Origin of the sequence: Flavobacterium sp. CBA20B-1 (assembly GCF_028473145.1) — a bacterium.
GTDB lineage: Bacteria > Bacteroidota > Bacteroidia > Flavobacteriales > Flavobacteriaceae > Flavobacterium.
This window is the reverse complement of the sequence record NZ_CP092370.1, coordinates 2342022-2368905: the sequence shown is the minus strand read 5'-3', so window position 1 is coordinate 2368905 and position 26884 is coordinate 2342022. Positions and strand designations below refer to the sequence as shown.

Here is a 26884-nt window from a genome sequence, read left to right as displayed (position 1 = left end):
GTAAAAATTATTCTACTTGAAAGCTACCGAAAAAGATTTTTTGGACTTGATGCAAAAGCACAAAGGAATTTTATATAAAATTTCGAGGATGTATTTTGACCACACCGAAGACCAAGAAGACTTGATTCAGGAAATGACTTTTCAATTGTGGAAATCGTACCAAAACTTTAAAGGCGACAGTCAGTTTTCTACATGGATGTACCGCGTTTGTTTAAACACTGCACTAACTTTTTTTAAAAAAGAAGATAAAAAACAAGACAAATATGAATTGTATGAAAATTACGACCGGATAGATGCCGACGACAGCGCCTTTAAAGAAGAACAATTAAAATATTTTTACGATGCCGTGCAAGAACTCAACAAAGTAGAAAAAGCCTTAATTTTCTTGTTTTTAGAAGGAATGAATCATAAAGACATTGCCGAAAATTTGGGGATTAGCGAAGTGAACGCACGCGTAAAATTAAACAGAACCAAGGAAAAATTACAAACCATCATAAAAAAGAACGGATATGAATTTTGATGAGTTACAAAAAAAATGGAACAACCAGCCCGAGAAAGAAATACATATAAAACCAGAGTATTTAACCAAAAGTAAATCGTTGGCCGAAAAAATCATTAAAAGCTTTAAACGAGAGGCTTTTATTTGGGCAGTAAGTATTGTATTTATTTTGGTGGTTCCAATGATAGAAATGTACCAAATTAAAGGGGTTTTAAGCCTTATTTACTACTTTTTGGTGTGCCAATTTATCGTTTTTGGCTTGTATTATTACCGCCGATTTTACACAATCAGCAAAATGATTAAACAACCCAACACATTTAGCAGCCGCGAAAGTATTATTAGATTGTATTATGAATTTCACTTTGCAATTGAAACATATCGATCGTCTATCTATATTTTATTGCCCACGGCAATTGCTTTGTTTGTAATCACCTCGGGCAAAGATAAAACGTACGATTTAGTAGATAAATTCTATCATTTTAAAGAAACTTTTCAAACCGACCCTGCTTTTATTTACACGGTTTTGATTTTGGGAATTGTAACAATTGTACTGTTGATTTTGTTTTCGGAATGGATTATTAAAAAGTTCTACGGAAGATATTTAAAACAGCTGAAAGAACTAATGGACGAATTTGAAGATTAACAAAAAAGCAACTCAATGGAGTTGCTTTTTTTAGTAGTAGGTAATGGTTCTGTTATGAATATCCGTAGAAAACTCAGTGGTAACAATTGATTGAATCCAATTACCTTTTTCATCGAATTGATACTGAATATCAAATTCATATTTTTTATCAAGTTCATCGTCAAGGTAAATTGCTACACCACAAAATGTGCCGTACTCATTAAAAAAACTCACTGCTTTTTCTGCAAACCCGTCATCGTTCAGCGTTTTTCTTTCCATTCTCATTAACATCCCTGTGCTATTGTGAAAATATTCTGTTGTATTGAGAATCGCTCCAGATTCATCAAAAGATATTCTCTTGTACATTAAATTATTCTTGTCGTAATAATTTTCAGCTATTTTTATTGTTGTATCATTTTCTTCGTTATATATCGTTTCCAGCCAGCCTGTAGGGGTTTCTACTTTTTTTCTTGTTACATTATCGCGTTCTAACAGATTTTTGAGTTGCAATAAATAGCCTTCTTTCGTAAACTGTTTTTCACTTGTTAAAGATGAGCAATCTTTAGTTTGTGCTTTACCGTAGTTGTGGGAACACATTTTAAGCTCTTCGTGAATTGATTCTACATTTCCTTTCAACCCAAAAGACTCTAAACTTTGAGCATTTAAATGTAATCCAAAAAACATGACAACTAAAACAATATGCTTCATAAACAATTCATTTAGAAAGATAAAGATATAAAAAAAAGCAACTCGAATGAATTGCTTTTCGTTTTTATGAGATAACTATATTAGTATCTATAATATTCCGGCTTAAATGGTCCTTGAACCTCAACACCAATATAATTTGCTTGTTCTGTTGATAAGGTTTCTAACTCCACCCCTAATTTCATTAAGTGCAACGCAGCTACTTTTTCGTCTAAATGTTTTGGTAGCATATACACATTGTTTTCGTATTTATCTGCATTGTTCCATAATTCAATTTGTGCCAATGTTTGGTTTGTAAACGAATTACTCATTACAAACGAAGGATGCCCAGTTGCGCAACCTAAGTTTACCAAACGACCTTCGGCTAAAACAATAATATCGTTTCCGTTTATATTGTATTTATCAACTTGTGGTTTAATTTCAACTTTGGTGGCACCATAATTACTGTTTAACCAAGCCATATCAATTTCATTATCAAAATGACCAATGTTGCAAACAACGGTTTTATCTTTCATTTTTTCGAAATGACGACCAACAACAATGTCTTTGTTTCCGGTAGTTGTAATCACGATATCTGCATTGCCAACCACGGTGTCTAATTTCTTCACTTCATAGCCGTCCATAGCTGCTTGTAACGCACAAATTGGATCAATTTCGGTAACCGTAACAATAGATCCAGCTCCGCGGAATGATGCTGCTGTTCCTTTACCCACATCGCCATAACCACAAACAACCACGCGTTTACCAGCCAACATTAAATCGGTAGCACGACGAATAGCATCAACAGCCGATTCTTTACATCCGTATTTATTATCGAATTTAGATTTGGTTACCGAATCGTTCACGTTAATTGCCGGCATGGGCAATGTTCCATTTTTAACACGCTCGTACAAACGGTGCACACCAGTTGTAGTTTCTTCAGACAAACCTTTGATTCCTGCGATTAATTCTGGATAGCGGTCTAAAACCATATTGGTTAAATCGCCACCATCGTCTAAAATCATATTTAGTGGTTTGCGGTCTTCACCAAAAAACAATGTTTGCTCAATACACCAGTCAAACTCTTCTTCGTTTAAACCTTTCCACGCATACACTTGAATACCCGCTTCGGCAATTGCCGCTGCCGCCTGATCTTGCGTAGAGAAAATGTTACAAGAACTCCAAGTAACTTCTGCACCCAAAGCCTTTAAGGTTTCAATTAACACTGCCGTTTGTATGGTCATGTGCAAACAGCCTGCAATACGCGCACCTTTTAAAGGTTGTTCGTTTTTATATTCTTCGCGAAGTGCCATTAATCCTGGCATTTCAGCTTCTGCCAACTCAATTTCTTTTCTTCCCCATGCCGCTAATGAAATATCTTTCACTTTAAAAGGCACATAAGGTATCGTTTTTGTACTCATGTATTCTGTATATTTGTATGTCAAAATTCATGCAAATTTACGCATTTCATTTTAAATCAATGCAAATGAAATCATAAACCTTATTATATGCCTTTGTATAAAACCATTGTTCACAACTCTGATACTCAAATATTTGTTTGGAAAATTTCAGAAACCGAAGCTGCTTTGAATGCTACTATTCAATTGCAAGACAAACATTTGCATAGGTTGAACGGAATGCTTTCTGAACAACACCGCAAAGGTTTTTTAAGCGTGAGAAAATTATTGATGGAAGCCGGTTATACTGATTTTGATTTGAATTACGATACCAACGGAAAGCCGAGTTTGGCAGATGGAAAGTATATTTCTATCACCCATTCGTATGATTTTTCTGCGATTATTATCAGCTCTCAAAATGTTGGGATTGATCTGGAAAAACAGCGCGAAAAGATCATTAAAATTGCCGATAAGTTTATTGGATCTGAAAGCAGTTTCTTGAATATCGATAGGAATTATAAGGAAAATTTAAGCGTGATTTGGGGAGCAAAAGAAGCTTTGTACAAAATGTGCAATTCACGCAGTTTGAGCTTTAAGCAAGACATGCACATTCAAGATTTTACTAAAAACACCAATCAAGGCACTGCTTTGATTGATTGCAAAGAATTAAATTTTGGTTGTAAATTTATGTTTCATTTTGAAACATTTGAAAATTATACTTTAGTTTACGCCTTAGAAAATGAATGATTTTTCTTTCCCACAGATACACAGATAATTGAGTAATCAATTTGATTTTATTTACATATATAATCCGTGAATCTTTGGCAAAAACAAAAAACTATGAATAAAGAAATTATACAAACCGAAATACAATACAAAGCCGTGCGCAGTTCGGGTGCCGGCGGACAAAATGTAAACAAAGTGGCTACTAAAGTGCAGATTCAGTTTTTTGTGGAGCAAAGCAATGGCTTAACTGCCGATGAAAAAGCAACGTTGACCGAAAAATTAGCCAACCGCATTACCAAAGAAGGTTTTATTTTGGTGGAATGTGGCGAAACCCGCAGTCAGCTTAAAAACAAAGAATTGTGTACTCAACGCTTATTTATGTTATTAGAAAATGCGTTGAAGAAAGACAAAAAACGCATTGCCACTAAAATACCAAAAGCGGTAATTAAAAAACGTTTGGAAGACAAACAACACAACGCCGATAAAAAAGAGAATAGAAAGTTTAGGTTTTAATTCAATTTAACACATTTATGTTATTTCATGTTTTTTTATAATTTTTTATTTTTGTAAAAACAATTAATATTTAATTTAAATTTTATGAAAAAAATTTTTATCTTGGGCTTATTAACAACAACGTTCATCTCATGCTCGACTGATAATCAATTAGAAAACTCTAATTCCAAAAATGAAACAAAAACAGTTCTTGGATTAAAATCTGATGAAAACAATTCTATTTTTGAAGAATATATTAACTCACAAGAATATATCGTTTATGATGAAGCGGTATCTGATTTTACATCGCTTTTAAATTACAAAGGTTCTTTAAGTGATATAAATTCAATGGAAAAGTTAGAAAGTTATGTTAACAATAATTTACATTTAACAAATTTCTCAAGTTATACTCAATTTAGTTCAAAAAAGACAAATTTATTAAACTTAATAGCTACATTAAAAGGAACACCTTCATATGTAAAGTTTAAAGATCTTGTTTTAGCTACAGACCTAACAATATTAGAAGGATATTTCGGTACATGGTTTGGTTCAAATAGAACAGCTAATGCAGATTGTGAAAAAGACTATAAAAGTTGCAATGATGATGTTACTAGTCAATATGCCAAAAGCATGAAAGAAACTTTACAGGCACAAAAGGACGGCAGTATATCATCTAGAGATGCGCATAATAACTATGTTATGGCAGAAGTTGCATTAAAAATAGGAAGAGATAATTGCGATAGCGCCTTTAAAGATTGTATAACAAAATAAGAATAAAATGAGATTAAGTAATTTAATTTTAAAACTCTCTTTAGTATTTGTTTTTATAACATTTTCAAATAATTCATTTGCACAAAATACAGATATTTTAAAAGATGAATTATACATAAAATATGAAGATGCTTACAAAAAATATATATCATCTGATAACTATAGAGAATATCAAATCATAACAAAAGATATTGCTTCAAAAACAAAAGCAAAAAGGTGGTTAGATATTAAATCGTTAGATAACCTTGACTCGTGGTTAGATGAAAATTTTTCCAAAACTACATTTGCGTCAAAGTCTGAAGCTAAAGCCGCAATTTTAAAAGCATTTAAACTTGCGGAATATGATTTAGAGGCAAAAAAAGAATCAAATACATTATTTAGTGAGTTAAATAAGAAATATGATTCAAAACTTATAATGAGCACAGTAGCTAATAGAATTCAATTAGGAACTATCTTTTGATAGTTCTTTTTTTATTATCATTCTTCCAATTAATCCTCAATTAAAATCTATGCACAATCATTCAAAAGCTCCAAAACAAACATTAATGCGTTTACAAGTACAGCACGAAATTGCTGTTGCAAGTATTAAAATAATGAAAAATTAACCGATGAAAAAAAACAAATTACTTTAAAAGAAGAACGAAAACATTTTAATCAAAAGAAAAAAGGGTTACAAGGTGCTGCCTTCTAATAGTTCGTCTTTTTTCTATAATCTTTTCTCTTTCTTCTCAAAAAAAGAATTATCTTTGCATCGTCTCAAAGGGGTGCCGTACGGCTGAGATCATACCCGTTGAACCTGGGCAGGTAATGCTGCCAAGGGAAAGGAACAATACACTTTATGAGTGCACGCATAAGTTGCTGTTCGTAACGAAAACATTTTTATTAATCGAAACAAAATAAATGCCCCTTTTATTTGTAAAATTATTTTTACGAATGAAAACTCATTTTTTGTTTGCAGGTTTTTGTCTTTCGGCAATTTCCATGCAGGCACAAACGCAAACCAACACTAAGAACGACACTATTTCATCGGAAACTTTAGATGAAGTTTTGGTACAAGCCGTTCGCGCAACCAACAAAACACCTATCGCTTATAGCAATTTAAGCAAAGAAGAACTGGCAAAACGCAATTTGGGTCAGGATATTCCTGTTTTAATGAACTTTATGCCGTCGGTTGTTACAACTACCGATGCCGGTAACGGCGTGGGCTATACCGGAATTCGAGTTCGTGGTAGCGATGGTACGCGTATCAACGTAACCATTAACGGTATTCCATACAACGATGCCGAATCGCACGGAAGTTTTTGGGTAAACATGCCCGATTTTGTTTCAAGTGTGGAGAATCTGCAATTACAGCGCGGTGTGGGAACATCTACCAACGGATCGGGTGCTTTTGGAGCAAGTTTAAACTTATTGACCGATAAGTTTTCGTATGATGCCAATGGCGAAATTGCTAACTCAATCGGAAGTTTCAACACAAGAAAACATACGGCGAAATTCAGTACCGGATTGGTAAACAACACCTTTGAATTAACGGGGCGTTTGTCAAATTTGTATTCAGACGGATACATTGATCGCGCATCATCTAAACTGAACTCGTACTTTTTACAAGGAACTTTTATTAACGAAGGTACATTGTTGAAAGCATTGGTTTTTGGCGGAAACGAAAAAACGTATCAAGCTTGGAATGGTTTAGAGCAAAAAGATATTGACAAATACGGTCGCCGATTTAACACTTCGGGCATGTATTATGACAATGAAGGCAATATGCAGTTTTATGATAACGAAACCGATAATTACAAACAAGACCATTACCAGCTACATTGGAACGAAAAATGGAACAGCAATTGGAATTCCAATGTGGCGGTTCATTACACCAAAGGTTTCGGTTATTTTGAAAATTATAAGGTAGATGAAGATCTTGCCGATTATAACATATTGCCTATTGCCGTAAATGACGAAACCAACGAATCATCTGATTTGATCCGCAGAAAATACTTGGATAATCAATTCTACGGGGTTACCTTTTCTGCTCAGTACAACAAAGACAATTTGGAAGTGCTTTTTGGTGGTGCGGCAAACAGATACGAGAACGATCATTTTGGAGAAGTTTTGTGGGTGCGCAGCCAGCCAATCAATCAATTTAAACAAAAATATTACAGCGATTATTCTACCAAAAATGATGTCAATGGTTTTTTAAAAGCCAGTTATATCTTTAACGAACAATGGATTTTATTCGGAGATTTACAGTTGCGCAATGTGGCGTATAAAGCCAACGGAAACGAAACAGGTTTGGTAAACGACACCTTTAATTTCTTTAACCCAAAAGCAGGTATCACCTATAAAATGAACGATTCCAGCAGTGCTTATTTTTCGTATGCGAGAGCAAATCGCGAACCAAATCGCAGCGATTATGAAAACGGCAATCCGCGCCCCGAAAAATTGAATGATTTTGAACTAGGATGGAGATATGCTTCACAAAAATTGGCGGTAAACGTAAACGGATATTATATGTTGTACAAAGATCAATTGGTTTTAACAGGTGCTTTGAACGATGTTGGTGCAGCTTTGCGTGAAAACAGCGGTAACAGCTACCGCTTGGGAATTGAAATAGATGGTTCGTGGCAATTTGCTCCGAAATGGTTGATAAACCCAAATATTACTTTAAGTTCCAATAAAAACATCGATTACAAAGCACAAATAGATGGTTCGCTGGTACATTTAGGAAACACCAACATATCGTTTTCGCCCAACGTAATCGTGGGGAATGCCTTAACTTTTTCTCCCGTTAAGCAATTAAACCTTACATGGCTTACCAAATTTGTGGGCGAACAATATATGGGGAACACCGATTCCGATGCATCAAAGTTAGATTCGTACCTAACAAACGATATCAATGTGGTGTATGAAATGCCTTTAAAAAAATGGTTTCAATCGGTTTCCTTCAATTTATTGGCAAATAATATTTTTAACGTAAAATATATTTCAAACGGGTATTATTACACCTATGATGACGATTGGTCGAATCCTGGCAATATAATAACCAGAGAAGGCGCAGGATACTATCCGCAAGCACAATTCAACATTCTGGGTGGTGTAACCCTTAAATTTTAGTCTAATCAACCTTAATAATCAACAACCAAAAACGAGCATCTTTTAATGGTGCTCGTTTTATTTAATTATAAACATTCAGAATAGTTCCGCTTTGCATCACCCTATATTCTTTGAGTGGATATTGCGCTTCGGTTGTAGCTAAACCCAAATATAAATTATAAATCAAAGCATCTGAACAACCACAAGTAGCTTCCACCCCATTCAACGTTAATTTTGAACAACCATTAATGGCATGGTTCGCGCAAGTAGCTTCAAAAGCCCGAATACCTGTTCCGGTATTAATCACAAAAAAACCATTAATACCATAACCCGACACATACACGGCATTGCCTGGATATTGCAATTTATTATAAGTGGGCAAAGCCGTATTTATAGGTACATTCACCGCAATTTCAGGTAAATATGGGTTTCGGGTATCCCATTCATCTTTCGAACAAGCACTCAAAGCAAATGCAGCCCCAATTATTACAGTAAACAATTTTTTCATTACAAAACATTTGAAAAACAAATTTAATTATTTAACTTTGACCTATATAAAAATGTAACAAATATTAACATAATAAACGCATAAGAAACAAAATCCCGTATGTATGGGATTTTTTCTGTTTTATAAATTGAATTGAAAATGAGTAACGTATCCTATTACACCGCAGAAGGCTTAAAGAAATTAAGAGATGAAGTTGAGCATTTAAAAAGCGTGGAACGTCCAAAAGCCTCACAGGCAATTGCAGATGCACGCGACAAAGGCGATTTGTCTGAAAATGCAGAATACGATGCTGCCAAAGAAGCACAAGGTTTGTTAGAACTAAAAATTGCGAAAATGGAAGAAGTTTTGGCAAACGCTCGTTTAATTGACGAATCGCAGTTAGACACCTCTAAAGTATTGGTGTTATCTACTGTTCGCATTAAAAACCAAACCAACGGAATGGAGATTAAATATAAATTGGTTGCAGAAAGCGAAGCCGATTTAAAAGCCGGGAAAATTTCGGTTACCTCACCTATTGGAAAAGGGTTGTTGGGCAAATCGGTTGGCGAAATTGCTGAAATCAGCGTACCAAATGGCACTTTGAAATTTGAAATTTTAGAAATCACTAGAGATTAATTCCGACAAAACATGAGTATTTTCACAAAAATCATCAACGGAGAAATTCCATCATACAAAGTAGCAGAAAACGATGAGTTTATTGCTTTTTTAGACATAAACCCCAATGCAAAAGGACATACACTGTGCGTGCCCAAGCAAGAAATCAATAAGATTTTTGAAATGGAAAAAGGTTTATATACGCGTTTAATGGAATTTTCGTATGATGTGGCACAAGCAATTGAAAAAGCTGTTCCTTGCAAGCGTGTAGGTGTTGCAGTTGTTGGTTTAGAAGTTCCTCATGTGCATGTGCATTTAATTCCGTTACAAGATATGGACGATATGCGTTTTCAGCGAAAAGCGGCACTAACAAAAGATGAATTTGAAGAAACTGCCCAAAAAATAGCAGCGAATTTATAAAATGCATCCCTTTGAAATTTCAAAGGGATTTTTTTGTATTTTAGATACCTTAAAAATAATCTTTATGAAAAAAATCACTTATTTACTTACATTGCTAGCATGCATAAACCTATATGCCCAAAAATCGGCAGAAGAACAAATAAATGAAATAAAAAAAGAAGGAATTAAACTGTACAATTCTGAAATGGCATCATGGCATGGAACCGATTTGTTCATTGCGCAGTATCCAACAAAAGACCGAATTGGCGGCTATTTTTCCTATGCTGAAAACAATAACAATATTTGTACTTTTTATTCAAACGACCATAATCCAAAAGTGATTGGAACCGTTACATTTAATAATGATCAATTTGATTTAGATAAGGCGATTATAGATTTAACAGAACGAAACTTCAAAAGCAATGAAAACGAGATTTATCTTTTAAGAAAAAGTGCTCAAAAGGTTATAGAAAATGATACTGTTTTATTTAAACATTACAATAACACTAAATACAATTTAATTCCTTTAATCGAGAAAGATATAAATAAGGTTTATGTATTAACCGGACCGGCAATAAGTGGTGTGGTTATTTTTGGAAACGATTATCTTTTAACATTTAATAAAAAGAATGAACTAATAAGTAAAAAAAGCCTTCATCAAAATATTATTCCTATTGAATTTGATGATCATGAACAAGAAGTGGAATCTACTATGCATTCACATTTACCAGAGACAGGCGATTTTTTAACACCAACCGATGTTTGTACTTTAATGTTGTATGGAAAATACACCTCATGGAAAAATCATATAGTAGTTTCTAAAAATTATCTAAATATGTGGATGATTCACGACAATACCTATGAAATAATGACAATGGAAGCTGTTGAAAAAATAGCAAATGAAGCAGATGAATCAGAGCAAGAAGAATAAAATGAAATTTGAACCAAAACAAATCATCCTAAAAAACAGAAAAACAGTTTTAATAAGACCGGCAGCACTTTCTGAACGTATTTTGACAACCTTACCATGACTTTAACTGTGTAAAAGTTTTCTAAATTTTCTTATACTGAATAGAAAAAGTTGTTCCCTTGCCTATTTCAGATTTTAAAACGCGGATTGTTCCTTTGTGATATTTTTCAACAATGCGTTGCGTGAGCGAAAGTCCCAATCCCCAACCACGCTTTTTGGTAGAAAAACCCGGTTCAAATATTTTTCGGAATTGGCTTTTGGGAATTCCTTTACCGGTATCGGTTACTAAAATATGAATAAAAGCATCGCTATTTTTAATTTCAACCTTAATTTTTCCTTTACCTTTAATGGCATCAATAGCGTTTTTCACAAGGTTTTCAATTGTCCAACTGTGCAAAGTGGGGTTCAGCATTAAGTTTACCACATCGGTATTGGTTTCAAAGTCAAAATCGATTTGTTTAGAACTGCGCGATTGCAAATAATCAAATGATTTTTTTGTTTCGGTCACAATATTCAACAATTCCAAATTGGGTTCGGATCCAATTTTTGAAAAACGATCGGCAATTGTCTGCAAACGATTTACATCTTTCTGCACCTCCTCTACAATATTCGCATCTATTTCTTCTAATTTCATGATTTCGATCCATCCCATTAACGAAGAAAGCGGCGTTCCGATTTGGTGTGCGGTTTCTTTTGCCATACCTGCCCACAACTTGTTTTCAGAAGATATTCTACTGGTACGAAAATAACTGTAAACCAGCAAACCAAACAAAACCAAAATAGCCACCAAAGCCAAAGGATAATATTTTAATTTGGTGATTAATGATGAGTTGCCGTAATAAACATATTGAATTTCATCTAAAAATCTTACTTCAAGAGGAGCGTTTTCTTTTTTTAAATCATTTAAAAATTTATGTTGTAATTTCAAATCATCTTCAACTTCTTCTGGTAAGTTATAGTGGCTAATAATACTGTCTGTTTTTGTAGTAAGAATTGCAGGAATAGTTGTATTTCCACTTAAAACTGCCAAAGGTAAATCAACACTATTTTTATCTGTGTTAATCATACTTTTACTAGCTTCTGCCCAAATTTCCATTTTCACACGTTCTTCATGTTTAAATGTCTGGAAAAGCAAATACGTATTCCAAAGAATTAAAATTAAAATTCCCAGCGAAAAAATCAAGAGAAACCAACGGGTGTACAAACTTCTTTTAAGTATAGACATGCAAAAAATTTGAAATATGCTAAGCAAGATACTATTTTAAAACGTTATTTTGTTAATAATATTTTGAAAAATGAACCAAAAATTTTCCATGCAATACTTATATTTGTTGAAACCAATTTTAAGTTATGTTCAGCATTCATCCCACCGATTTAACGCCGGTACAAGTTCAAGCATATTTGCAAGGTGCTATCGGCCCTCGCCCTATTGCTTTTGCCAGTACGATAAGCGAAGACGGAACACCCAATTTATCGCCTTTTAGTTTTTTTAATATTTTTAGCTCTAATCCGCCGATTGTGGTTTTCTCACCGGCGCGTAGGGTTCGAAACAATACCGTAAAACACACTCTTTTAAACTGTGAAGCTACTAAAGAAGTGGTTATAAACATTGCAAATTACGATATGGTGCAGCAGCTTTCGTTATCTTCTACAGAATATGGCGACGGGGTGGACGAATTTATAAAGTCGGGCTTTACAAAACTGCCTTCAGATGTGGTGAAACCGTTTCGCGTAGCCGAAAGTCCGGTACAATTAGAATGTAAAGTAAATGATATTATTGCGTTGGGTGATCAAGGTGGTGCCGGAAACATGATTATTTGCGAAGTTGTGAAAATTCATATTTCGGAAGCTGTTTTAGATGGCAAAGGCGGAATCGATCAACATAAAATCGACTTAATTGCCCGCATGGGAGGCAATTGGTACACACGTGCCACACCGGGAATGTTCGAAGTAGAAAAACCACTAACCACTTTAGGAATTGGCGTTGATGCCATACCCGAAGATGCCAAAAAAAGTGGTATATTTGCAGGAAATGATTTGGGAATTTTAGGAAATGTAGAGGTTTTACCTACTGAAAGTGAGATTGATGCATTTTTAAAAGAACATGTTCAAATAAAAAATTGGAGCAACGAGAAAAACAACGAATTAATTTATAAAAAAGCTAAAGAATTTTTAAGTGAAAATGATGTAACATCGGCTTGGAAAACAATTTTAGCAGCAAAAATATAACAAATGGAAGTTTTAGGAAGAATTAAAGTAATTGGACCTGTACAAGATGTAAGTCCAACATTCAGAAAAAGAGAATTGGTTGTAACAACCGAAGAGCAATATCCGCAACATATTTTAATTGAATTCACGCAAGATAAATGTGATTTATTGAACACTTTTCAATTGGGAGAGCTAGTGCGTGTAGGCATTAATTTACAAGGTAGAGAATGGGTAAATCCGCAAGGTGAAACACGTTATTTCACATCACTTCGTGGCTGGAGGATAGATCGTCCGCAAATGCAACAACCTGCTTACAACCAACCACAACAAGGTTATGGCGCACCTCAAGGCGGTGGTTACGCACCACCACAACAAGGTTACGGCCAGCAACCACAGCAAGGACAAGGGCAGCCAAATCCTTTTGAAAACCAAGGTGGTGGTTATGCAAACAACAATAATTCAGGCTTTCCTCCTGCTCCGAATTTTAATCAAAACGAAGAAGCAGAAGACGATTTGCCGTTTTAATAATGCAAAAACAATAATTTTAAATCCTGGTTACATTTATAACCGGGATTTTTTTAATCTTAACCACATAGAAGCTTGAAGCATTGAAAATTATTGCCACAGATGCACAGATTTTTCTTATGTTCTTAAAAGATTATGATAGGCGTTTTACTTTTCGCATAGAAACTATATGAAAAATAATAAATTTCCTACCCTATCTTTAACAGTTAGTTATAATTCTATTCGTCTATGTGATTAATTTTTAATTATTTTGAATTACATCCAACGGGTTAAAGGTAATTATTAAATATACATCTGTGAATCTGTGGTAAAAGCTATGTGGACTATGTGGTTTCAAATATCTTATTAAATGTACAAACTTACCAAAGAACTCTATTTCCCAAATGTGGAAACCGCCCATTCATCGGGCATTGTGGCTTTTGGTGGAGATTTATCCTCCGAACGACTAATTTTGGCTTACAAAAACGGTATTTTCCCTTGGTTTGAAGACGGAGAAGAAATTACATGGTTTGCACCTGAAGAGCGAATGGTATTGTTTTTAAACCAATTAAAAATATCAAAATCAACTCGAAACATCCTCAATAGAAATATTTTTAAAACCACGTTCAACACTGCTTTTGAAAACGTAATTACAAACTGCCAGCAAATAAAACGCAGCGGTCAATTAGGTACTTGGATCACAGATGATATGCTGCAAGCCTATATTAAATTACACGAAATGGGTTATGCAAAATCGGTTGAAGTTTGGCAGGATAATGAACTGGTTGGCGGTTTATATGGTATTGATTTAGGACATATTTTTTGTGGAGAAAGTATGTTTTCTAAAGTATCAAATGCTTCCAAAATGGCGTTTATTGCATTGACTCAAAAATTAAAAACCGAGAATTATCAATTGATAGATTGCCAGGTTTACAATGATTATTTGGCACAATTGGGTGCCGAGGAAATTCCACGCGAGTTATTTATGCAAATTTTAAACAAGCAGTTAAAGGTTGTTTATGAAAAATAAGAAATCACTTCTTAATAATTTTCTTTACAATCTCAAAAATGAAATGCTGTTTGGAAGAAAAGCAAACAAATCAATAAAAGCTTACTTTAATAATGAAACAATGATAAAAAGCGCTATATCGTATCTATCTAAATTAAATTAAATATGAAAATACAATATCTAACTTACATCGTTATTTTTCTTTTATTTTCTTGCAAAAAGTCACCTTATAAAGAAGAAACAAACAAAAATTCTAAATTTAAATTAGAACTAGCCGAAGCACAAAAAATCATTGCGCTTCCGTTGCATTGTTTAGAAGTGGAATATCCAAATAAACTGGGACAGGTTTTAAAGTCATCAGAAGAATTGAAATCTCCCAAACAGTTGCGTCCCATTTTTTATGGTTGTTTCGATTGGCATTCATCGGCTCATGGTTATTGGTCGGTAGTGAAGTTAGTCAAGCAATTCCCGGAATTAGATCAAGACAAAACAATCGACCGCTTGCTAACAAAAGTATTTACCAATGAAAATGTAGCGATAGAAAAATCTTTTTTCGATCAACCACACAATAAAAATTTCGAAAGAACCTATGGTTGGGCATGGTTTTTTAAATTGCAGGAAGAATTATATACATGGAAAGACAACCCAAAAGCACAACAATGGTATCAAACACTGCAACCGTTGGAAAATGTTTTTGTTGAAAGATATTTGGAATACCTGCCAAAATTAAATTACCCAATCAGAACAGGAACACACGACAACACTGCATTTGGAATGGCGTTGAGCTTGGAATATGCCGAAACTGTCGGAAATAATAAGCTAAAGGATGCTATTATGGCAAAAGCAAAAGAATTGTACACGAACGATACAAACTGCCCAATTGCGTATGAACCAAGCGGTCATGATTTTTTATCGCCTTGTTTGCAAGAAGCTTGGTTAATGAGTAAAGTTTTAGAGAAGACAGAGTATAAGAAGTGGCTTCAAGTTTTTTTGTATCCTTTATTTGATAAGAACTTTGATTTAGAAGTCGGAAAAGTTTCTGATAGAACCGACGGACATTTGGTGCATTTAGACGGTTTGAACTTTAGCAGAGCAACTTGTTTGTTTCAAATCGCAAAAGTGTTACCTGAACTAAATCATTTAAGACCAATCGCCGAAAAGCATTTTAATGCTGCTTTTCCAAACATATCAAACGATGATTATATGGGAAGTCATTGGTTGGGAAGTTTTGCGTTGCAAGCGTTGGATGCGGAGTAAGCTGTTTTTTAAGTGATTATAGGGATGAGTTTCAGAGTGAAAATATATTAAGCACAAATCATTTAGTATGTATTCCCCATTTATAAAATCAACAAGTATTAAAAAAGAAAAAGAGGGCAATAGATAGATAATCTAGTTTGCCCTCTCTTATTAACCAAAAAAAACACTTATGAGCCACAAAGATAGGCAGTGTTGGCATTTTAAAACTTAATCTAGATTAAGTTTTTTTGTTTTTTGTGAATTTCTTTGAAAAAAAGTGTCTTCGGCGGGATTCGAACCCACATCATCAGAACCGGAATCTGACATTCTATCCTTTGAACTACGAAGACTTGTAATCAAAACTAAGCTGTTAATAGCTTTTTAACGATCGTTGATATCGTTTTTCCGTCGGCTGATCCTGCTAATTTAGCATTTGCCAAGCCCATTACTTGTCCCATTGCTGCCATTCCGATAAAGTTGCCTTCTGCTATAATACTTTTTACCACTGCTTCTACTTCGCTTTCTGATAGCTGTGCAGGTAAAAATTGCTCTATAATAGCTGCTTGTGCCAATTCGGGTTCAGCTAAATCGGTGCGGTTTTGTTCGATAAAAATTGCCGCAGCATCTTTGCGTTGTTTCACTAATTTTTGAAGTAGTTTTATTTCCTCGGCTTCTGTAAATGCTGTATCGGCTCCGGATGTTTGAGCTAATAAAAGTTCTGATTTTATAGCGCGCAATGATTCTAAAGCTACTTGGTCTTTTGCTTTCATTGCTTCTTTTAAAGCGGCGGTTATATTTGTTTGTAAGCTCATCTTGATTGTATTTAATAGCTGCAAATATAATGAAAAAAACCTCAAAAAGAACGACTCTTTTTGAGGTTGAGGTAAATATAATCCTAATTTAATTAGTCAACATTATCGTGCAAAAACGAATTGTTTGAGCGCAATTGCACATCATTGTTTCTGTCTGATGAAACCGAAGTTCTAGAAACATTGTTTGCAGGGTTTTGAGTTAAATCTACTCCCATTCTTTTGTATGCCGGCTCTTTCTCCAAATCGTTTATTTGGTTGCTAGCTGTATTAAATTTATGGTTAAACTCTTTCATTTTGCGTTTGCGTTCTTCTGCACGCTCGCGCAAAATATCGTTAATAGAGGTTTCCATTGGCGATGCATTTTCATCAACAATCACTCTCGTTGGTGTTACAGATGGTTCTTCCGTGCGAACAGTAAATGAGAATGCATCCTCTTCTTTCACTGGTTCTTCGGTTTGTTTTGAACCTAAAAGTTGGTCTTCCACTTCCATATAATCACTTAAATCATAACGAATGATTTCGTTTTCATCGCTCTTATTTTGAGGGGCAGATTCAACAGGTTTTTGTATTTCAAACGAAAATTCTTGTTGGTTCGATTCAAATGCATCTTGCTGTTGCTTTAAATCGAAACTAAATTGTTCATTTGCAATTGCTTGCGTTTCGGTAACAACTTGTTTTGGTTTCACAATTACAAATGTTGGTTCGTTTACAACAATATTACGAATATCTACTGTTTTTACAACATTCTGAGCTGCTTCTGGTTGAACCGGCTGTGGTTGCTGTGCAGTAATTTCACTGCTCGGTGAGGCAACTGCAGCGTGATTTTCAACTGAATTAGGGGTTTGAGTTTGAACTATTGTTTTTTTTTCAATATCATTTTGTTGGTTTCCCATGTCATCGTCTAAATTGTAAACGATTTTAGGAGCCGATGAAAATGTGGGATTGCTTTGCAACGGTTGCTCTGGCGATGGCGTGTTGTTAAACACAGGCGCTTGGTTTCCCAACAAATCTGCCGTAGCTTTTTGTTCTTCGCCCAAATGGTGAATGATTTTATTTTTGTTTTCGTCGTTTGCGTTAACAATCAATTTTTGTTGTTCCACATTAAACCCCGTAGCAATGATTGTTACCGAAATGGCATCACCTAAATTTGGATCTTCACCAACACCCATAATAATATTTGCGTTGTGACCAGCTTCCATTTGAATGTGGTCATTGATTTCTCCAATTTCATCAATCGTGATTTCATTTTCACCAGAAACAATCAACAACAATACATTTTTAGCTCCAGTAATTTTATTATCGTTTAATAACGGAGAATCTAAAGCGCTAACAATTGCTTCCTTTGCACGGTTTTCACCACTTGCTTCTGCCGACCCCATGATTGCTGTACCCGAATTAGACAATACGGTTTTTGCATCTTTTAAGTCGATATTTTGGGTGTAGTGGTGGGTAATTACTTCTGCAATTCCGCGCGAAGCAGTAGCTAAAACTTCATCTGCTTTAGAGAAACCAGCTTTAAAACCAAGGTTTCCGTAAACTTCGCGTAATTTGTTATTGTTAATTACGATTAATGAATCTACGTTCTTGCGTAGGTTTTCCACTCCTCGTAAAGCTTGTTCTTGGCGTACTTTTCCTTCGAATTGAAAAGGGATTGTTACAATACCAACAGTTAAAATGTCGCGGTCTTTTGCCAATTGTGCAATTACGGGTGCTGCTCCTGTTCCGGTACCACCGCCCATTCCGGCGGTGATAAATACCATCTTGGTATTGGTATCTAAAATTTGCTCAATCTCTTCGATACTTTCCAAGGCTGACTGCTGACCCACTTCAGGATTTGCACCTGCACCTAAACCTTCTGTTAAGGTTAAACCTAACTGAATTTTAATTGGCACGGGACTGTTGTTCAATGCTTGTGCATCGGTATTGCACACTACAAAGTCAACTCCGTTTATACCTTGATTATACATGTGGTTTATGGCGTTGCTACCACCACCACCAACTCCAATTACTTTGATTACATTCGATTTGTTTTTTGGCAAATCTGGAGAGAATGCTAAATTTTCAAAAACTTGATCCATATACTTTGGTGCTTTCTTTTTATTCTGCTTTATCAATAAAATCTTTAAACTTCTTTATAAATTTTCCAAGGAAACGATTTTCAATATAGGCCGATGTTCCTTGTTCCACATCATTTTGTTCTTCAGAATTTGTTTCTTGTTCTGAATGCTGTGGTTTATCGGTTATGGTATTCATTTGTATGCCAGTGTTTTTTGCTTCGTTTGTGTTGTTGAAAGGTTCAGTTTTTGGCTGAATTTTCACACCCGGATGCTCTTGCACATACAAACGGCTTCGGGAATTATTAATGTCGCTTTCCATCATCAATCCAACTGCTGTTGCAAATAATGGGCGTGAAACCAATTTAGCCGATTCGCCTGAAATATGTTCGTTTGGATAGCCAATTCGCGTGTCTATTCCAGTGATGTATTCTACTAATTGTTTAATATGTTTTAGTTCTGATCCGCCACCTGTTAATACAATTCCTGCGATTAATTTTTTGCGTGGATTGTCGTATCCATAGGCTTTTATTTCAGAGAAAACCATGTCAATGATTTCTACCACACGGGCGTGAATGATTTTAGACAGGTTTTTTAATGAAATTTCTTTTGCTTCCTGACCTCTTAATCCGGGTATTGAAACAATTTCGTTTTCTTTGTTTTCTCCAGGCCAAGCTGATCCAAAACGTATTTTTAATTGTTCGGCTTGTTTTTCAATAATCGAACAACCTTCTTTAATATCTTCGGTAATCACATTTCCACCAAAAGGAATTACCGCTGTATGGCGAATGATTCCATCTTTAAAAATGGCTAAATCGGTTGTTCCTCCACCAATATCAATCAATGCTACACCTGCTTCTTTCTCTTCTTGGCTTAAAACGGCGTCTGATGATGCCAAAGGTTCTAACGTTAAACCAGAGAGTTCTAATCCAGAGTCTTTTACACATCTGCCCGCATTTCGGATCGATGCAGATTGACCAACTACCACATGGAAACTTGCTTCTAATCGGCGGCCGTACATACCAATGGGTTCTTTTATGCCGCCTTCCTCATCTACTTTGAATTCTTGTGGAAGTACATGAATGATTTCTTCGCCGGGTAGCATGTTTAATTTTTGAACCTGTGCAATAAGTTTGTCGATGTCTAATTCTGAAATCACTGTATCGGGTTTGTCACGCGTGATGTATTCTTGGTGGTGAATACTGCGAATGTGTTGTCCAGCAATTCCTAAAACCACATCGTTTATTTTGCACCCTGATTCTGCTGATGCTTGTGCCACCGCATGTTGAATTGATTGTATGGTTTGCGTTATATTGTTAACCACACCACGTTTTACACCTAAACTTTTTGCGTTACCAATACCAAGAATTTCGAGTTTTCCATACTCGTTTCTTTTACCTACCATTGCAACAATTTTTGTTGTTCCAATATCTAATCCTACTGCAATGTTTTCTTTATTCATATCCTTTTATTTCGTGCAAACTACTTGCTCTGTAAATCGTAAATTAACGTTTTTGTAATGCCCAATAAGGGTGTCGTTTTTTGAGTAATGTACAAAAGCTTTGTAATTGTCAAACTTTTTTTCAATTTCTTTTAAATGCCCAAATTCTATCAAATAATTGTAATCGCGTACCGTAAAAATAAGCGATTGGTCATTATTTATTTTAATGCCTGTGATGGCTGTTTTTAGAAATGCGTCCTCATTTATTTGATTCAGCATTTTGGCAAAAGCAGCTTTGTTTTTTGGGTTCAGCGTTCCATATACCACTGGCACATGTGCGCTGAATTGCTGCGACAAAGGCATTTTATCTCCGTTTTCATCGATATAGTATGATTGATTGCCGTTTATAACCCTTGCCATGGCTGTTTTTTGGGTTACTTGTGCATGTAATTTGCCATCTACATCAACAAAAACTTCCGATTTTGCAATCATTGGGTGTTTGTTCAGTTTGTTTTCTATGCTGTTTAAGTTCAATTCACTATTTATTATTTTTGAATCGCGAGGAAAAGTTTGAACTATTGTATTTTTCACCATTTCTTGCGTAATAAAGTGATTGTTAGAACTTAACAATTTCACATCAATCTGTTCAATGTAGCGTGCGTTGTTTCTGTTGTTAGCAAAGGCTACCAAAGCAAACAAGGCGGCAATTACAAACGCCAAAAATACATCGAACCAATTGATTTTTTTAATCATTTTTTCAATTATTTTTTTCTAATTCTTTTTTAATTTCTTCTACCATTTCGCCTATGTCGCCAGCACCGATAATTAAAAGAACTTCTGGTATATTTTCGGTTAAAAAAGATACTAAATCTTCTTTAGGCAACAAAATTTTATTAGGCGAATTTATCTTATTTATCAACACTTCAGAATTGATGTTTTCAATCGGCAACTCGCGTGCTGGGTAGATTTCAAGCAAAACTATATTGTTGAATGTTGATAAACTTTCTGCAAAACCATCCATAAAATCTCTAGTTCTAGAGAATAAATGGGGCTGAAACACGGCTGTAATCTTCTTATTTGGATACATTTCGTGAACGGCTTGGCTTACTGCTTTTATTTCTGTTGGATGATGCGCATAATCGTCAATCATCACTAATTTTTCGGTATTGATTTTAAAAGAAAAACGACGACGGATTCCTTTAAAACTGTCTAAGCCCGATTTAATTTCTTCGTTGCTTAAACCATAAGTTTTCGCCATTGCAAATGCCAATGAAGCGTTCAAAACATTGTGTTCGCCAGGCATTAACAATCTTATATCGGTAATTTTTTCGCCCTTAAAATCTAAATCAAAAACGCGTTTACCGTTTTCGAATCGTAAATTATAAGCATTGATAACCGCCGTTCCGTTTACCGAAACTTCTGTACCGTTGATGTTTTCAATTCCTTGTGCGATAAACAATTTGTCTTTATCGCTGATTTTTGATGCAAATTCTACAAACGATGATTTAATGGCATCATTGGTGCCGTAAATATCCAAATGATCGGCATCGTCTGAAATTACACAAGCAATATTTGGATGTAGGTGTAAAAAAGAGCGATCAAACTCATCGGCTTCTACAACCGTAGCATCTGTTCCGTTACCAATTAAATTAGTATCGTATCCTTCCACAACTCCGCCCAAAAAGCCGGTAACAGGAGCATTTGCAGCAACCAAAATGTGCGCCAAAATACTCGATGTGGTTGTTTTTCCGTGTGTACCTGCAACCGCTAACGAAAAGCTGTTCTGTGTGATGATACCCAACACTTCGGCACGTTTTTTAACCGCAAAACCCTTATTCTGAAAATAATTAAGTTCGGCATGATGCTTTGGAACAGCCGGAGTATAAACCACCAATGTGTCTTTGGTATTTTGATAATCTGCTGTAATATTTTCTAAATCGTCGGTGTAATGAATGGCAATACCTTCGGCTTCTAACTCGTGCGTTAACTGCGTAGGTGTTTTGTCGTAACCGGCAACGTTTTTACCTATACGCTTAAAGTATCGGGCAATGGCACTCATGCCAATACCGCCGATTCCTATAAAGAATACATTATGTATGTCTTTTAAATTCATTACTTAACCAACTTAAAAATTTCTTTTACTATATCTTTTGTAGCACTTGGTAATGCTAATTATTTTTTTTTATTTCCTTAATCAATTTATCAAAATCACTTTGATAAGATTTATCTTGTACTACTCGAAATTTATCATATTCGCTTTCTGCTTTTAATTTTGCTTCAAGCATTGTTATCTTTCCTTTGTCGTTTAGAATCGGATAATTGGAAAGCTCTAAAAAGCTGTCCAAAAATTTGGTCCATTGTTGCATGTTAAAAGCAATTCCTCTTTGAGCGTTATTTTCTGCCAAATCTAAATATGCAGAAACAATTCTGTTTAATTCAGTAATGTGTTCATGCGACAAATAATTTTTGGCAACTGAAACATCACTTTTCAAAATCTTTCCCTCAGGTGCATCTTTCCACGTTTTTAACCCCATATACAATTTGGTGGCGTCGGCTTCGCTATAAATAATTTCGGCAGCTGTTTTTCCTGTAATTGCCCAATGCAATTTATTTTGAACCATTGCAAAAAAGCTTTTGGTTTGTGCACTACTTTTATCATAATCGCTGCTTAATGCATACAAATCGGTTATTTTTTGATAAAATCTGCGTTCACTTGAACGAATTTCGCGAATTCGCTCTAAAAGCTCATCAAAATAATCTTGTCCGAAATTTTTACCTTGCTTCAACCGTTCATCGTCCATTACAAAACCTTTGATGATAAATTCATTCAACGTTTGTGTTGCCCATTTTCTAAACTCGGTTGCTTGAATAGAATTTACTCTGTAACCAACTGCCAAAACTGCTTCTAAACGGTAGAAATTGGTTTCATAAGCTTTACCGTCTTTGGCAGTTGTTTCCATTTTGGAAATAACTGAATGCTCTTTTAATTCTTCACTTTCAAAGATATTTTTTAAATGTTTGCTAATAGCCGGGATACCCACTGAAAACAATTCTGCCATTGTTTTTTGCGTAAGCCAAAAGGTTCCGTTCTGAAAATGAACAGAAATATTGACTTTTTGGTCGATGCTATTAAACAATAAAATATCTTTTGGTTTCATAATTTACTTAACCAACTTAAAAATTTCTTTTACTATATCTTTTGTAGCATTTGGTAATGCCAATATTTTAATATTTTTTGACAATGCTTCGGCAACCTGATTGTTTGTTAACAAGCGTAGCATTTGCTCTTGAAACTGACTATCTAAATCGGTTTCTTTCAACAAAACGGCTGCGTTTTTATCGGTAATGCTTTTGGCATTTTTTGTCTGATGATCCTCAGCAACATTTGGCGACGGAATAAAAATTACAGGTTTACCAACAATTGCCAGTTCTGAAACTGATGATGCTCCGGCGCGCGAAACAATCACATCGGCTGCTGCGAACAACAAATCCATTCGTTCTATAAAATCGTACACAAAAACATCTTCGTTGTTGTGGTGTTTTTTGTAATCGTTGATGTAAAATTTACCACACTGCCAGATTAACTGAATGTTTTGCTCTTTGAAAAATGCTAATTCTTTTTCTACCAATTGGTTTATTCTGCGAGCACCCAAACTTCCGCCTAAAATAACGACAGTTTTTTTGTTGGGATTTAATCCGTAAAATTCTTGTGCTTCGCTTCGTTTGCTATCAATCGTTAATAGATCCTGACGAACGGGATTTCCTGTTTTAATAATTTTGTTCGATTTAAAATAAGTCGATAATCCGTCATAAGCCACACAAATTGCGTTTGCTTTTGCTGCCAGCATTTTATTGGTGATTCCCGGATACGAATTTTGTTCTTGTATCACCGTTGGAATATTCATTTGCTGCGCCACTTTAACGACTGCACCACTTGCAAAACCGCCGGTTCCAATCACCACATCGGGTTTAAATTCTTTGATGATTTTGCGCGATTTTAGTAAGCTTGATAAAAATTTAACCGGAAAAAGGGCGTTGTCAACCGTAATTTTTCTTTGAATGCCTGAAATCCATAATCCTTTGATATTATAACCCGCCGCAGGCACTTTCTGCATTTCCATTTTATCTTGTGCGCCCACAAATAAAATTTCGGCAGCAGGAATCTGTGCCTTAATTTCGTTTGCAATAGCAATTGCCGGATAAATGTGTCCGCCTGTACCGCCGCCGCTAATAATGAATCTTGGATTTGGTTTCATAATTTATTTGTTTAAAACTGCATAAATCGGATTGCTGTCCGAATCGTTTTCATTCTTTAACTCGTCTTCTGCCTGTTGTTCTTCTAAAACGCGTTTAAATTCGTCTTGTTTTCGTTGTTGATCTGCCAATTGTTGCTTTACTTGTTCTTCTTTTCGAGATATACTTAGAATAATCCCTAATGATACACACGTCATCCAAATTGATGTTCCTCCAGAGCTAACTAAAGGAAGTGGCTGACCTGTTGTAGGGAAAATTTCAACCGCAACGCCCATGTTGATAAACGCCTGGAAAATGATCGAAAATCCTAATCCAAAGGCTAAGTATTTTCCAAACAAATTGGGTGCTTTGTTGCTCACAACTAAAAAGCGGAAGAGTAATAATATGTAAACAATCAATATAGAAATTCCGCCCAAAAAACCAAATTCTTCTACAATAATGGCATAAATAAAATCGGACGACGATTGCGGCAAAAAGTTTTTCTGAACACTTTTACCGGGACCAACACCAAACATTTGCCCTTGAGCAATGGCAATTTTAGCGTTTTCGATCTGATAACGGTCTTCGTCTTTATCTTCCGAACCAAATCTACTAAAACGTGCTTCCCAAGTTTTGTAGCGCGATGGAGCCATATCCGGAAATGCCTTGAACATTCCAATTGCAAGAACCAAAGCAATGGCACCTGCTGTAATGATTTTGGTCATGTATCTCATAGGATATTTTCCTACAAACAACAACAAACCAATGGTGAATAAGATAATAGCAGCGGTTGATAAATTCGATGGCAATATGGGCCCAATGATGCACAATGCCGGAGCGCCCAACCAAAGAAGCGACCAGGCAAACGTGTATTTTTCATCGGCAAATCGCCATAAAAACCAAGCAACATATGCTATTAATGCAATCCAGCCTAATGAGGAAGGTTGAAAAGAAATGTTTAACAACGGAATTTTTAACCAACGGCTGGCATTTGCTCCGCCAATCATCATTCCTTGTGCTGCGGTAATTAATAGCAAACCCGAAACGGGAATCCATGCTACGGGTGCAATATATTTTAATCGATCAAAAGGAATGCGATGCACAAAAAAGATGATTACAATCCCCACGAATATGTGACCGAAGTGTTTAAACAACAATCCCACTATAGAACCTGTTCCAACAACATGCACCAAGTTGGTACTTGCGCTAAAAACCGGCATAAACGAGAACAGGGCAAGTAGCACAACGTACGCCCATATAGCTTTATCGCCTTGAAATTGGGATAATAACTTTCTCATTTTAATTATAATTTTTTTACTTCGTTCTTAAATTGTGTGCCACGGTCTTCGTAGCTTGTAAATAAATCAAAACTTGCACAAGCTGGTGACAATAAAACCGTATCGCCTTCTTCAGAAACATTTGCGGCTAATCGCACCGCTTCATTCATAGATGCGGCTTCGTAAATCACGTCAACAATCGGTGAAAAAGCATCAATAATTTTAGAATTGTCGATACCCAAGCAAATAATAGCTTTCACTTTTTCGTTTACAAAAGTCATTAACTCGTCATAGTCATTTCCTTTGTCCACTCCGCCCACAATCCAAACGGTTGGTGCAGTCATACTTTCTAAAGCAAAATATGTGGCGTTTACATTGGTTGCTTTTGAATCGTTGATGTATTGTACTTTATTAATTTTTGCAACTTTTTCTAAACGATGCTCTGCATTTTGAAAATTAGATAAACTTTCGCGAATTGTTTGTTTGCGTACACGCATCATTTGCGCAACTAAAGTGGCAGCCATAGCATTTTTTAAGTTGTGTTTACCTTCTATTGCAATTTCGTTTGCAGGTACAGTTATTTGTTCGTTGTTTATCATTGCTGTAATGTTGTTATCTTCTAAATAGGCACCTGTTTCAAATTTTTTTGTAAGCGAAAAAGGAACCAGTTGTGCTTTTGTTTTATTATTTTTTAACCAATTATCGATGGCTTCGTCGTCTGCATCATAAATCAAATAATCTTTTTCGGTTTGATTCATTGTGATACGAAATTTTGATGCAATATAATTTTCGTATTTATAGTCGTATCGATCTAAATGATCTGGGCTGATATTTGTAATCACTGCAATATGCGGGTTGTAATCGATATTTCCATCTAACTGAAAACTGCTCAATTCCAACACAAACATTTTCTCGGGATGCAAAGCCACTTGTTTTGCATAGCTTTCGCCAATGTTTCCTGCCAAGCCCACATTCAATCCTTCTTGTTTTAACAAATGATAGGTTAGCATGGTGGTGGTGGTTTTACCGTTGCTGCCCGTAATTGCGATTGATGTGTTTTTTGCAAATTGATACACAAATTCTATTTCGGAAATGACCTTAATGCCTTTTTCATGCAATTTTTTTACGATGGATGCTTTATCAGGAATTCCCGGACTTTTCACAACCACATCGGCATTTAAAATTTTGCTTTCGGTATGCTGTTGATGTTCCCATTCAATATTTTCATCGTTCAATATTTGCTGATACTTTTCACTGATTGATCCAAAATCAGAAACAAATACTTCGTAACCTTCTTTTTTTCCTAAAAGTGCTGTTCCAACACCGCTTTCACCTGCACCTAAAATCACCAACCGCAT

27 protein-coding genes and 1 tRNA gene are annotated in these 26884 nt (G+C 35.3%); 14 read left to right on the top strand and 14 right to left on the bottom strand.

The window, feature by feature from the left end; genetic code table 11:
* Positions 1–16 precede the first annotated feature (16 nt).
* The gene (locus tag MG290_RS11595) at positions 17–520 is read left to right on the top strand and encodes an RNA polymerase sigma factor (RefSeq protein WP_264561442.1); all 504 of its coding nucleotides are present in this window, start codon (positions 17–19) and stop codon (positions 518–520) included.
* The gene (locus MG290_RS11590; RefSeq protein WP_264561441.1) at positions 510–1142 is read left to right on the top strand and encodes a hypothetical protein; all 633 of its coding nucleotides are present in this window, start codon (positions 510–512) and stop codon (positions 1140–1142) included. The genes MG290_RS11595 and MG290_RS11590 overlap by 11 nt, the downstream gene beginning before the upstream one ends.
* Before the next feature lie 30 nt (positions 1143–1172).
* Here MG290_RS11590 and MG290_RS11585 read toward each other — a convergent pair whose 3' ends face one another.
* Both MG290_RS11585 and ahcY read right to left on the bottom strand, forming a co-directional pair.
* Positions 1173–1829, bottom strand: a complete 657-nt coding sequence (locus MG290_RS11585; protein WP_264561440.1) for a hypothetical protein — start codon at positions 1827–1829, stop codon at positions 1173–1175.
* Between the two features lie 80 nt (positions 1830–1909).
* Positions 1910–3226 carry an adenosylhomocysteinase gene (gene ahcY / locus MG290_RS11580; RefSeq protein WP_264561439.1) on the bottom strand — a complete coding sequence of 439 codons (1317 nt, stop codon included), beginning with the start codon at positions 3224–3226 and terminating at the stop codon, positions 1910–1912.
* Positions 3227–3313: 87 nt separating this feature from the next.
* On the opposite strand from ahcY, the gene MG290_RS11575 reads away from it, so the two are divergent.
* The 5 genes from MG290_RS11575 (at position 3314) to MG290_RS11555 (ending at position 8302) form a co-directional block, all read left to right on the top strand.
* Positions 3314–3949, top strand: a complete 636-nt coding sequence (locus tag MG290_RS11575) for a 4'-phosphopantetheinyl transferase family protein (protein WP_264561438.1) — start codon at positions 3314–3316, stop codon at positions 3947–3949.
* Positions 3950–4042: 93 nt separating this feature from the next.
* The gene (gene arfB / locus MG290_RS11570; RefSeq protein WP_264561437.1) at positions 4043–4441 is read left to right on the top strand and encodes an alternative ribosome rescue aminoacyl-tRNA hydrolase ArfB; all 399 of its coding nucleotides are present in this window, start codon (positions 4043–4045) and stop codon (positions 4439–4441) included.
* 84 nt (positions 4442–4525) lie between these two features.
* On the top strand, positions 4526–5191 hold the full coding sequence (locus tag MG290_RS11565) for a hypothetical protein (protein WP_264561436.1): 666 nt from the start codon (positions 4526–4528) through the stop codon (positions 5189–5191).
* Positions 5192–5198: 7 nt separating this feature from the next.
* A complete protein-coding gene (locus tag MG290_RS11560) occupies positions 5199–5651 on the top strand; it encodes a hypothetical protein (protein WP_264561435.1) in 453 nt (150 codons plus the stop codon).
* Between the two features lie 473 nt (positions 5652–6124).
* Positions 6125–8302 (top strand): TonB-dependent receptor, encoded by a 2178-nt coding sequence (locus tag MG290_RS11555; RefSeq protein ID WP_413614608.1) that lies wholly within the window; start codon positions 6125–6127, stop codon positions 8300–8302.
* Positions 8303–8363: 61 nt separating this feature from the next.
* Here the strand turns inward: MG290_RS11555 and MG290_RS11550 are convergent, their stop codons facing one another.
* Positions 8364–8789: a hypothetical protein gene (locus tag MG290_RS11550; protein WP_264561434.1), complete on the bottom strand. Its 426-nt coding sequence runs from the start codon at positions 8787–8789 to the stop codon at positions 8364–8366.
* Between the two features lie 138 nt (positions 8790–8927).
* Here MG290_RS11550 and greA point away from each other — a divergent pair, with 138 nt between their 5' ends.
* From greA to MG290_RS11535, 3 genes are all read left to right on the top strand, one after another.
* Positions 8928–9404 carry a transcription elongation factor GreA gene (gene greA, locus MG290_RS11545; RefSeq protein WP_257499884.1) on the top strand — a complete coding sequence of 159 codons (477 nt, stop codon included), beginning with the start codon at positions 8928–8930 and terminating at the stop codon, positions 9402–9404.
* Positions 9405–9416: 12 nt separating this feature from the next.
* On the top strand, positions 9417–9803 hold the full coding sequence (locus MG290_RS11540) for an HIT family protein (RefSeq protein ID WP_264561433.1): 387 nt from the start codon (positions 9417–9419) through the stop codon (positions 9801–9803).
* Positions 9804–9867: 64 nt separating this feature from the next.
* Positions 9868–10713: a hypothetical protein gene (locus MG290_RS11535; protein WP_264561432.1), complete on the top strand. Its 846-nt coding sequence runs from the start codon at positions 9868–9870 to the stop codon at positions 10711–10713.
* A 121-nt stretch (positions 10714–10834) separates the two neighbouring features.
* On the opposite strand, the gene MG290_RS11530 is transcribed toward MG290_RS11535, so the two are convergent.
* The gene (locus tag MG290_RS11530; RefSeq protein WP_264561431.1) at positions 10835–11977 is read right to left on the bottom strand and encodes a sensor histidine kinase; all 1143 of its coding nucleotides are present in this window, start codon (positions 11975–11977) and stop codon (positions 10835–10837) included.
* A 125-nt stretch (positions 11978–12102) separates the two neighbouring features.
* Between MG290_RS11530 and MG290_RS11525 the strand changes: the two genes are divergently transcribed.
* The 4 genes from MG290_RS11525 to MG290_RS11510 all read left to right on the top strand — a co-directional run bounded on the left by MG290_RS11525 (position 12103) and on the right by MG290_RS11510 (position 15730).
* Positions 12103–12981 carry a flavin reductase family protein gene (locus tag MG290_RS11525; protein WP_264561430.1) on the top strand — a complete coding sequence of 293 codons (879 nt, stop codon included), beginning with the start codon at positions 12103–12105 and terminating at the stop codon, positions 12979–12981.
* A 3-nt stretch (positions 12982–12984) separates the two neighbouring features.
* The gene (locus MG290_RS11520; protein WP_264561429.1) at positions 12985–13485 is read left to right on the top strand and encodes a DUF3127 domain-containing protein; all 501 of its coding nucleotides are present in this window, start codon (positions 12985–12987) and stop codon (positions 13483–13485) included.
* Positions 13486–13834: 349 nt separating this feature from the next.
* Complete coding sequence (gene aat, locus MG290_RS11515; RefSeq protein WP_264561428.1) at positions 13835–14494, top strand: leucyl/phenylalanyl-tRNA--protein transferase; 660 nt, start codon at positions 13835–13837, stop codon at positions 14492–14494.
* 144 nt (positions 14495–14638) lie between these two features.
* Positions 14639–15730, top strand: coding sequence for a DUF2891 domain-containing protein (locus MG290_RS11510; protein WP_264561427.1), 1092 nt, complete (start codon positions 14639–14641; stop codon positions 15728–15730).
* A gap of 257 nt (positions 15731–15987) precedes the next feature.
* Here the strand turns inward: MG290_RS11510 and MG290_RS11505 are convergent.
* From MG290_RS11505 to murD, 10 genes are all read right to left on the bottom strand, one after another.
* Positions 15988–16059 (bottom strand) — tRNA-Arg (locus tag MG290_RS11505).
* A 12-nt stretch (positions 16060–16071) separates the two neighbouring features.
* Positions 16072–16521, bottom strand: a complete 450-nt coding sequence (locus MG290_RS11500; protein ID WP_264561426.1) for a GatB/YqeY domain-containing protein — start codon at positions 16519–16521, stop codon at positions 16072–16074.
* 92 nt (positions 16522–16613) lie between these two features.
* Positions 16614–18599 carry a cell division protein FtsZ gene (gene ftsZ, locus MG290_RS11495; protein ID WP_264561425.1) on the bottom strand — a complete coding sequence of 662 codons (1986 nt, stop codon included), beginning with the start codon at positions 18597–18599 and terminating at the stop codon, positions 16614–16616.
* Between the two features lie 19 nt (positions 18600–18618).
* Positions 18619–20037 (bottom strand): cell division protein FtsA, encoded by a 1419-nt coding sequence (ftsA, locus tag MG290_RS11490; protein WP_264561424.1) that lies wholly within the window; start codon positions 20035–20037, stop codon positions 18619–18621.
* 6 nt (positions 20038–20043) lie between these two features.
* A complete protein-coding gene (locus tag MG290_RS11485) occupies positions 20044–20769 on the bottom strand; it encodes a cell division protein FtsQ/DivIB (RefSeq protein ID WP_264561423.1) in 726 nt (241 codons plus the stop codon).
* Between the two features lie 4 nt (positions 20770–20773).
* Entirely contained in the window at positions 20774–22129 is a 1356-nt protein-coding gene (gene murC / locus MG290_RS11480; RefSeq protein ID WP_264561422.1) for a UDP-N-acetylmuramate--L-alanine ligase, read from the bottom strand.
* Between the two features lie 55 nt (positions 22130–22184).
* Complete coding sequence (locus tag MG290_RS11475; RefSeq protein WP_264561421.1) at positions 22185–23174, bottom strand: virulence RhuM family protein; 990 nt, start codon at positions 23172–23174, stop codon at positions 22185–22187.
* 3 nt (positions 23175–23177) lie between these two features.
* Complete coding sequence (gene murG / locus MG290_RS11470; RefSeq protein ID WP_264561420.1) at positions 23178–24272, bottom strand: undecaprenyldiphospho-muramoylpentapeptide beta-N-acetylglucosaminyltransferase; 1095 nt, start codon at positions 24270–24272, stop codon at positions 23178–23180.
* A 3-nt stretch (positions 24273–24275) separates the two neighbouring features.
* Positions 24276–25547 (bottom strand): FtsW/RodA/SpoVE family cell cycle protein, encoded by a 1272-nt coding sequence (locus tag MG290_RS11465; RefSeq protein WP_264561419.1) that lies wholly within the window; start codon positions 25545–25547, stop codon positions 24276–24278.
* A 5-nt stretch (positions 25548–25552) separates the two neighbouring features.
* Positions 25553–26884, bottom strand: a complete 1332-nt coding sequence (gene murD, locus MG290_RS11460; protein WP_264561418.1) for a UDP-N-acetylmuramoyl-L-alanine--D-glutamate ligase — start codon at positions 26882–26884, stop codon at positions 25553–25555.

What these genes read in the sequence shown, in the direction of transcription:
- ahcY (WP_264561439.1), bottom strand. Translation starts at nt 3,226, where the DNA reads ATGAGTACAAAAACGATACCTTATGTGCCTTTTAAAGTGAAAGATATT.
- ftsA (WP_264561424.1), bottom strand. Translation starts at nt 20,037, where the DNA reads ATGAATAAAGAAAACATTGCAGTAGGATTAGATATTGGAACAACAAAA.
- MG290_RS11590 (WP_264561441.1), top strand. Translation starts at nt 510, where the DNA reads ATGAATTTTGATGAGTTACAAAAAAAATGGAACAACCAGCCCGAGAAA.
- arfB (WP_264561437.1), top strand. Translation starts at nt 4,043, where the DNA reads ATGAATAAAGAAATTATACAAACCGAAATACAATACAAAGCCGTGCGC.
- MG290_RS11525 (WP_264561430.1), top strand. Translation starts at nt 12,103, where the DNA reads ATGTTCAGCATTCATCCCACCGATTTAACGCCGGTACAAGTTCAAGCA.
- MG290_RS11550 (WP_264561434.1), bottom strand. Translation starts at nt 8,789, where the DNA reads ATGAAAAAATTGTTTACTGTAATAATTGGGGCTGCATTTGCTTTGAGT.
- murG (WP_264561420.1), bottom strand. Translation starts at nt 24,272, where the DNA reads ATGAAACCAAATCCAAGATTCATTATTAGCGGCGGCGGTACAGGCGGA.
- MG290_RS11465 (WP_264561419.1), bottom strand. Translation starts at nt 25,547, where the DNA reads ATGAGAAAGTTATTATCCCAATTTCAAGGCGATAAAGCTATATGGGCG.
- greA (WP_257499884.1), top strand. Translation starts at nt 8,928, where the DNA reads ATGAGTAACGTATCCTATTACACCGCAGAAGGCTTAAAGAAATTAAGA.
- MG290_RS11560 (WP_264561435.1), top strand. Translation starts at nt 5,199, where the DNA reads ATGAGATTAAGTAATTTAATTTTAAAACTCTCTTTAGTATTTGTTTTT.
- MG290_RS11520 (WP_264561429.1), top strand. Translation starts at nt 12,985, where the DNA reads ATGGAAGTTTTAGGAAGAATTAAAGTAATTGGACCTGTACAAGATGTA.
- murD (WP_264561418.1), bottom strand. Translation starts at nt 26,884, where the DNA reads ATGCGGTTGGTGATTTTAGGTGCAGGTGAAAGCGGTGTTGGAACAGCA.
- MG290_RS11585 (WP_264561440.1), bottom strand. Translation starts at nt 1,829, where the DNA reads ATGAAGCATATTGTTTTAGTTGTCATGTTTTTTGGATTACATTTAAAT.
- MG290_RS11535 (WP_264561432.1), top strand. Translation starts at nt 9,868, where the DNA reads ATGAAAAAAATCACTTATTTACTTACATTGCTAGCATGCATAAACCTA.
- ftsZ (WP_264561425.1), bottom strand. Translation starts at nt 18,599, where the DNA reads ATGGATCAAGTTTTTGAAAATTTAGCATTCTCTCCAGATTTGCCAAAA.
- MG290_RS11475 (WP_264561421.1), bottom strand. Translation starts at nt 23,174, where the DNA reads ATGAAACCAAAAGATATTTTATTGTTTAATAGCATCGACCAAAAAGTC.
- MG290_RS11500 (WP_264561426.1), bottom strand. Translation starts at nt 16,521, where the DNA reads ATGAGCTTACAAACAAATATAACCGCCGCTTTAAAAGAAGCAATGAAA.
- MG290_RS11565 (WP_264561436.1), top strand. Translation starts at nt 4,526, where the DNA reads ATGAAAAAAATTTTTATCTTGGGCTTATTAACAACAACGTTCATCTCA.
- MG290_RS11485 (WP_264561423.1), bottom strand. Translation starts at nt 20,769, where the DNA reads ATGATTAAAAAAATCAATTGGTTCGATGTATTTTTGGCGTTTGTAATT.
- MG290_RS11540 (WP_264561433.1), top strand. Translation starts at nt 9,417, where the DNA reads ATGAGTATTTTCACAAAAATCATCAACGGAGAAATTCCATCATACAAA.
- aat (WP_264561428.1), top strand. Translation starts at nt 13,835, where the DNA reads ATGTACAAACTTACCAAAGAACTCTATTTCCCAAATGTGGAAACCGCC.
- MG290_RS11530 (WP_264561431.1), bottom strand. Translation starts at nt 11,977, where the DNA reads ATGTCTATACTTAAAAGAAGTTTGTACACCCGTTGGTTTCTCTTGATT.
- MG290_RS11510 (WP_264561427.1), top strand. Translation starts at nt 14,639, where the DNA reads ATGAAAATACAATATCTAACTTACATCGTTATTTTTCTTTTATTTTCT.
- MG290_RS11575 (WP_264561438.1), top strand. Translation starts at nt 3,314, where the DNA reads ATGCCTTTGTATAAAACCATTGTTCACAACTCTGATACTCAAATATTT.
- MG290_RS11555 (WP_413614608.1), top strand. Translation starts at nt 6,125, where the DNA reads ATGAAAACTCATTTTTTGTTTGCAGGTTTTTGTCTTTCGGCAATTTCC.
- murC (WP_264561422.1), bottom strand. Translation starts at nt 22,129, where the DNA reads ATGAATTTAAAAGACATACATAATGTATTCTTTATAGGAATCGGCGGT.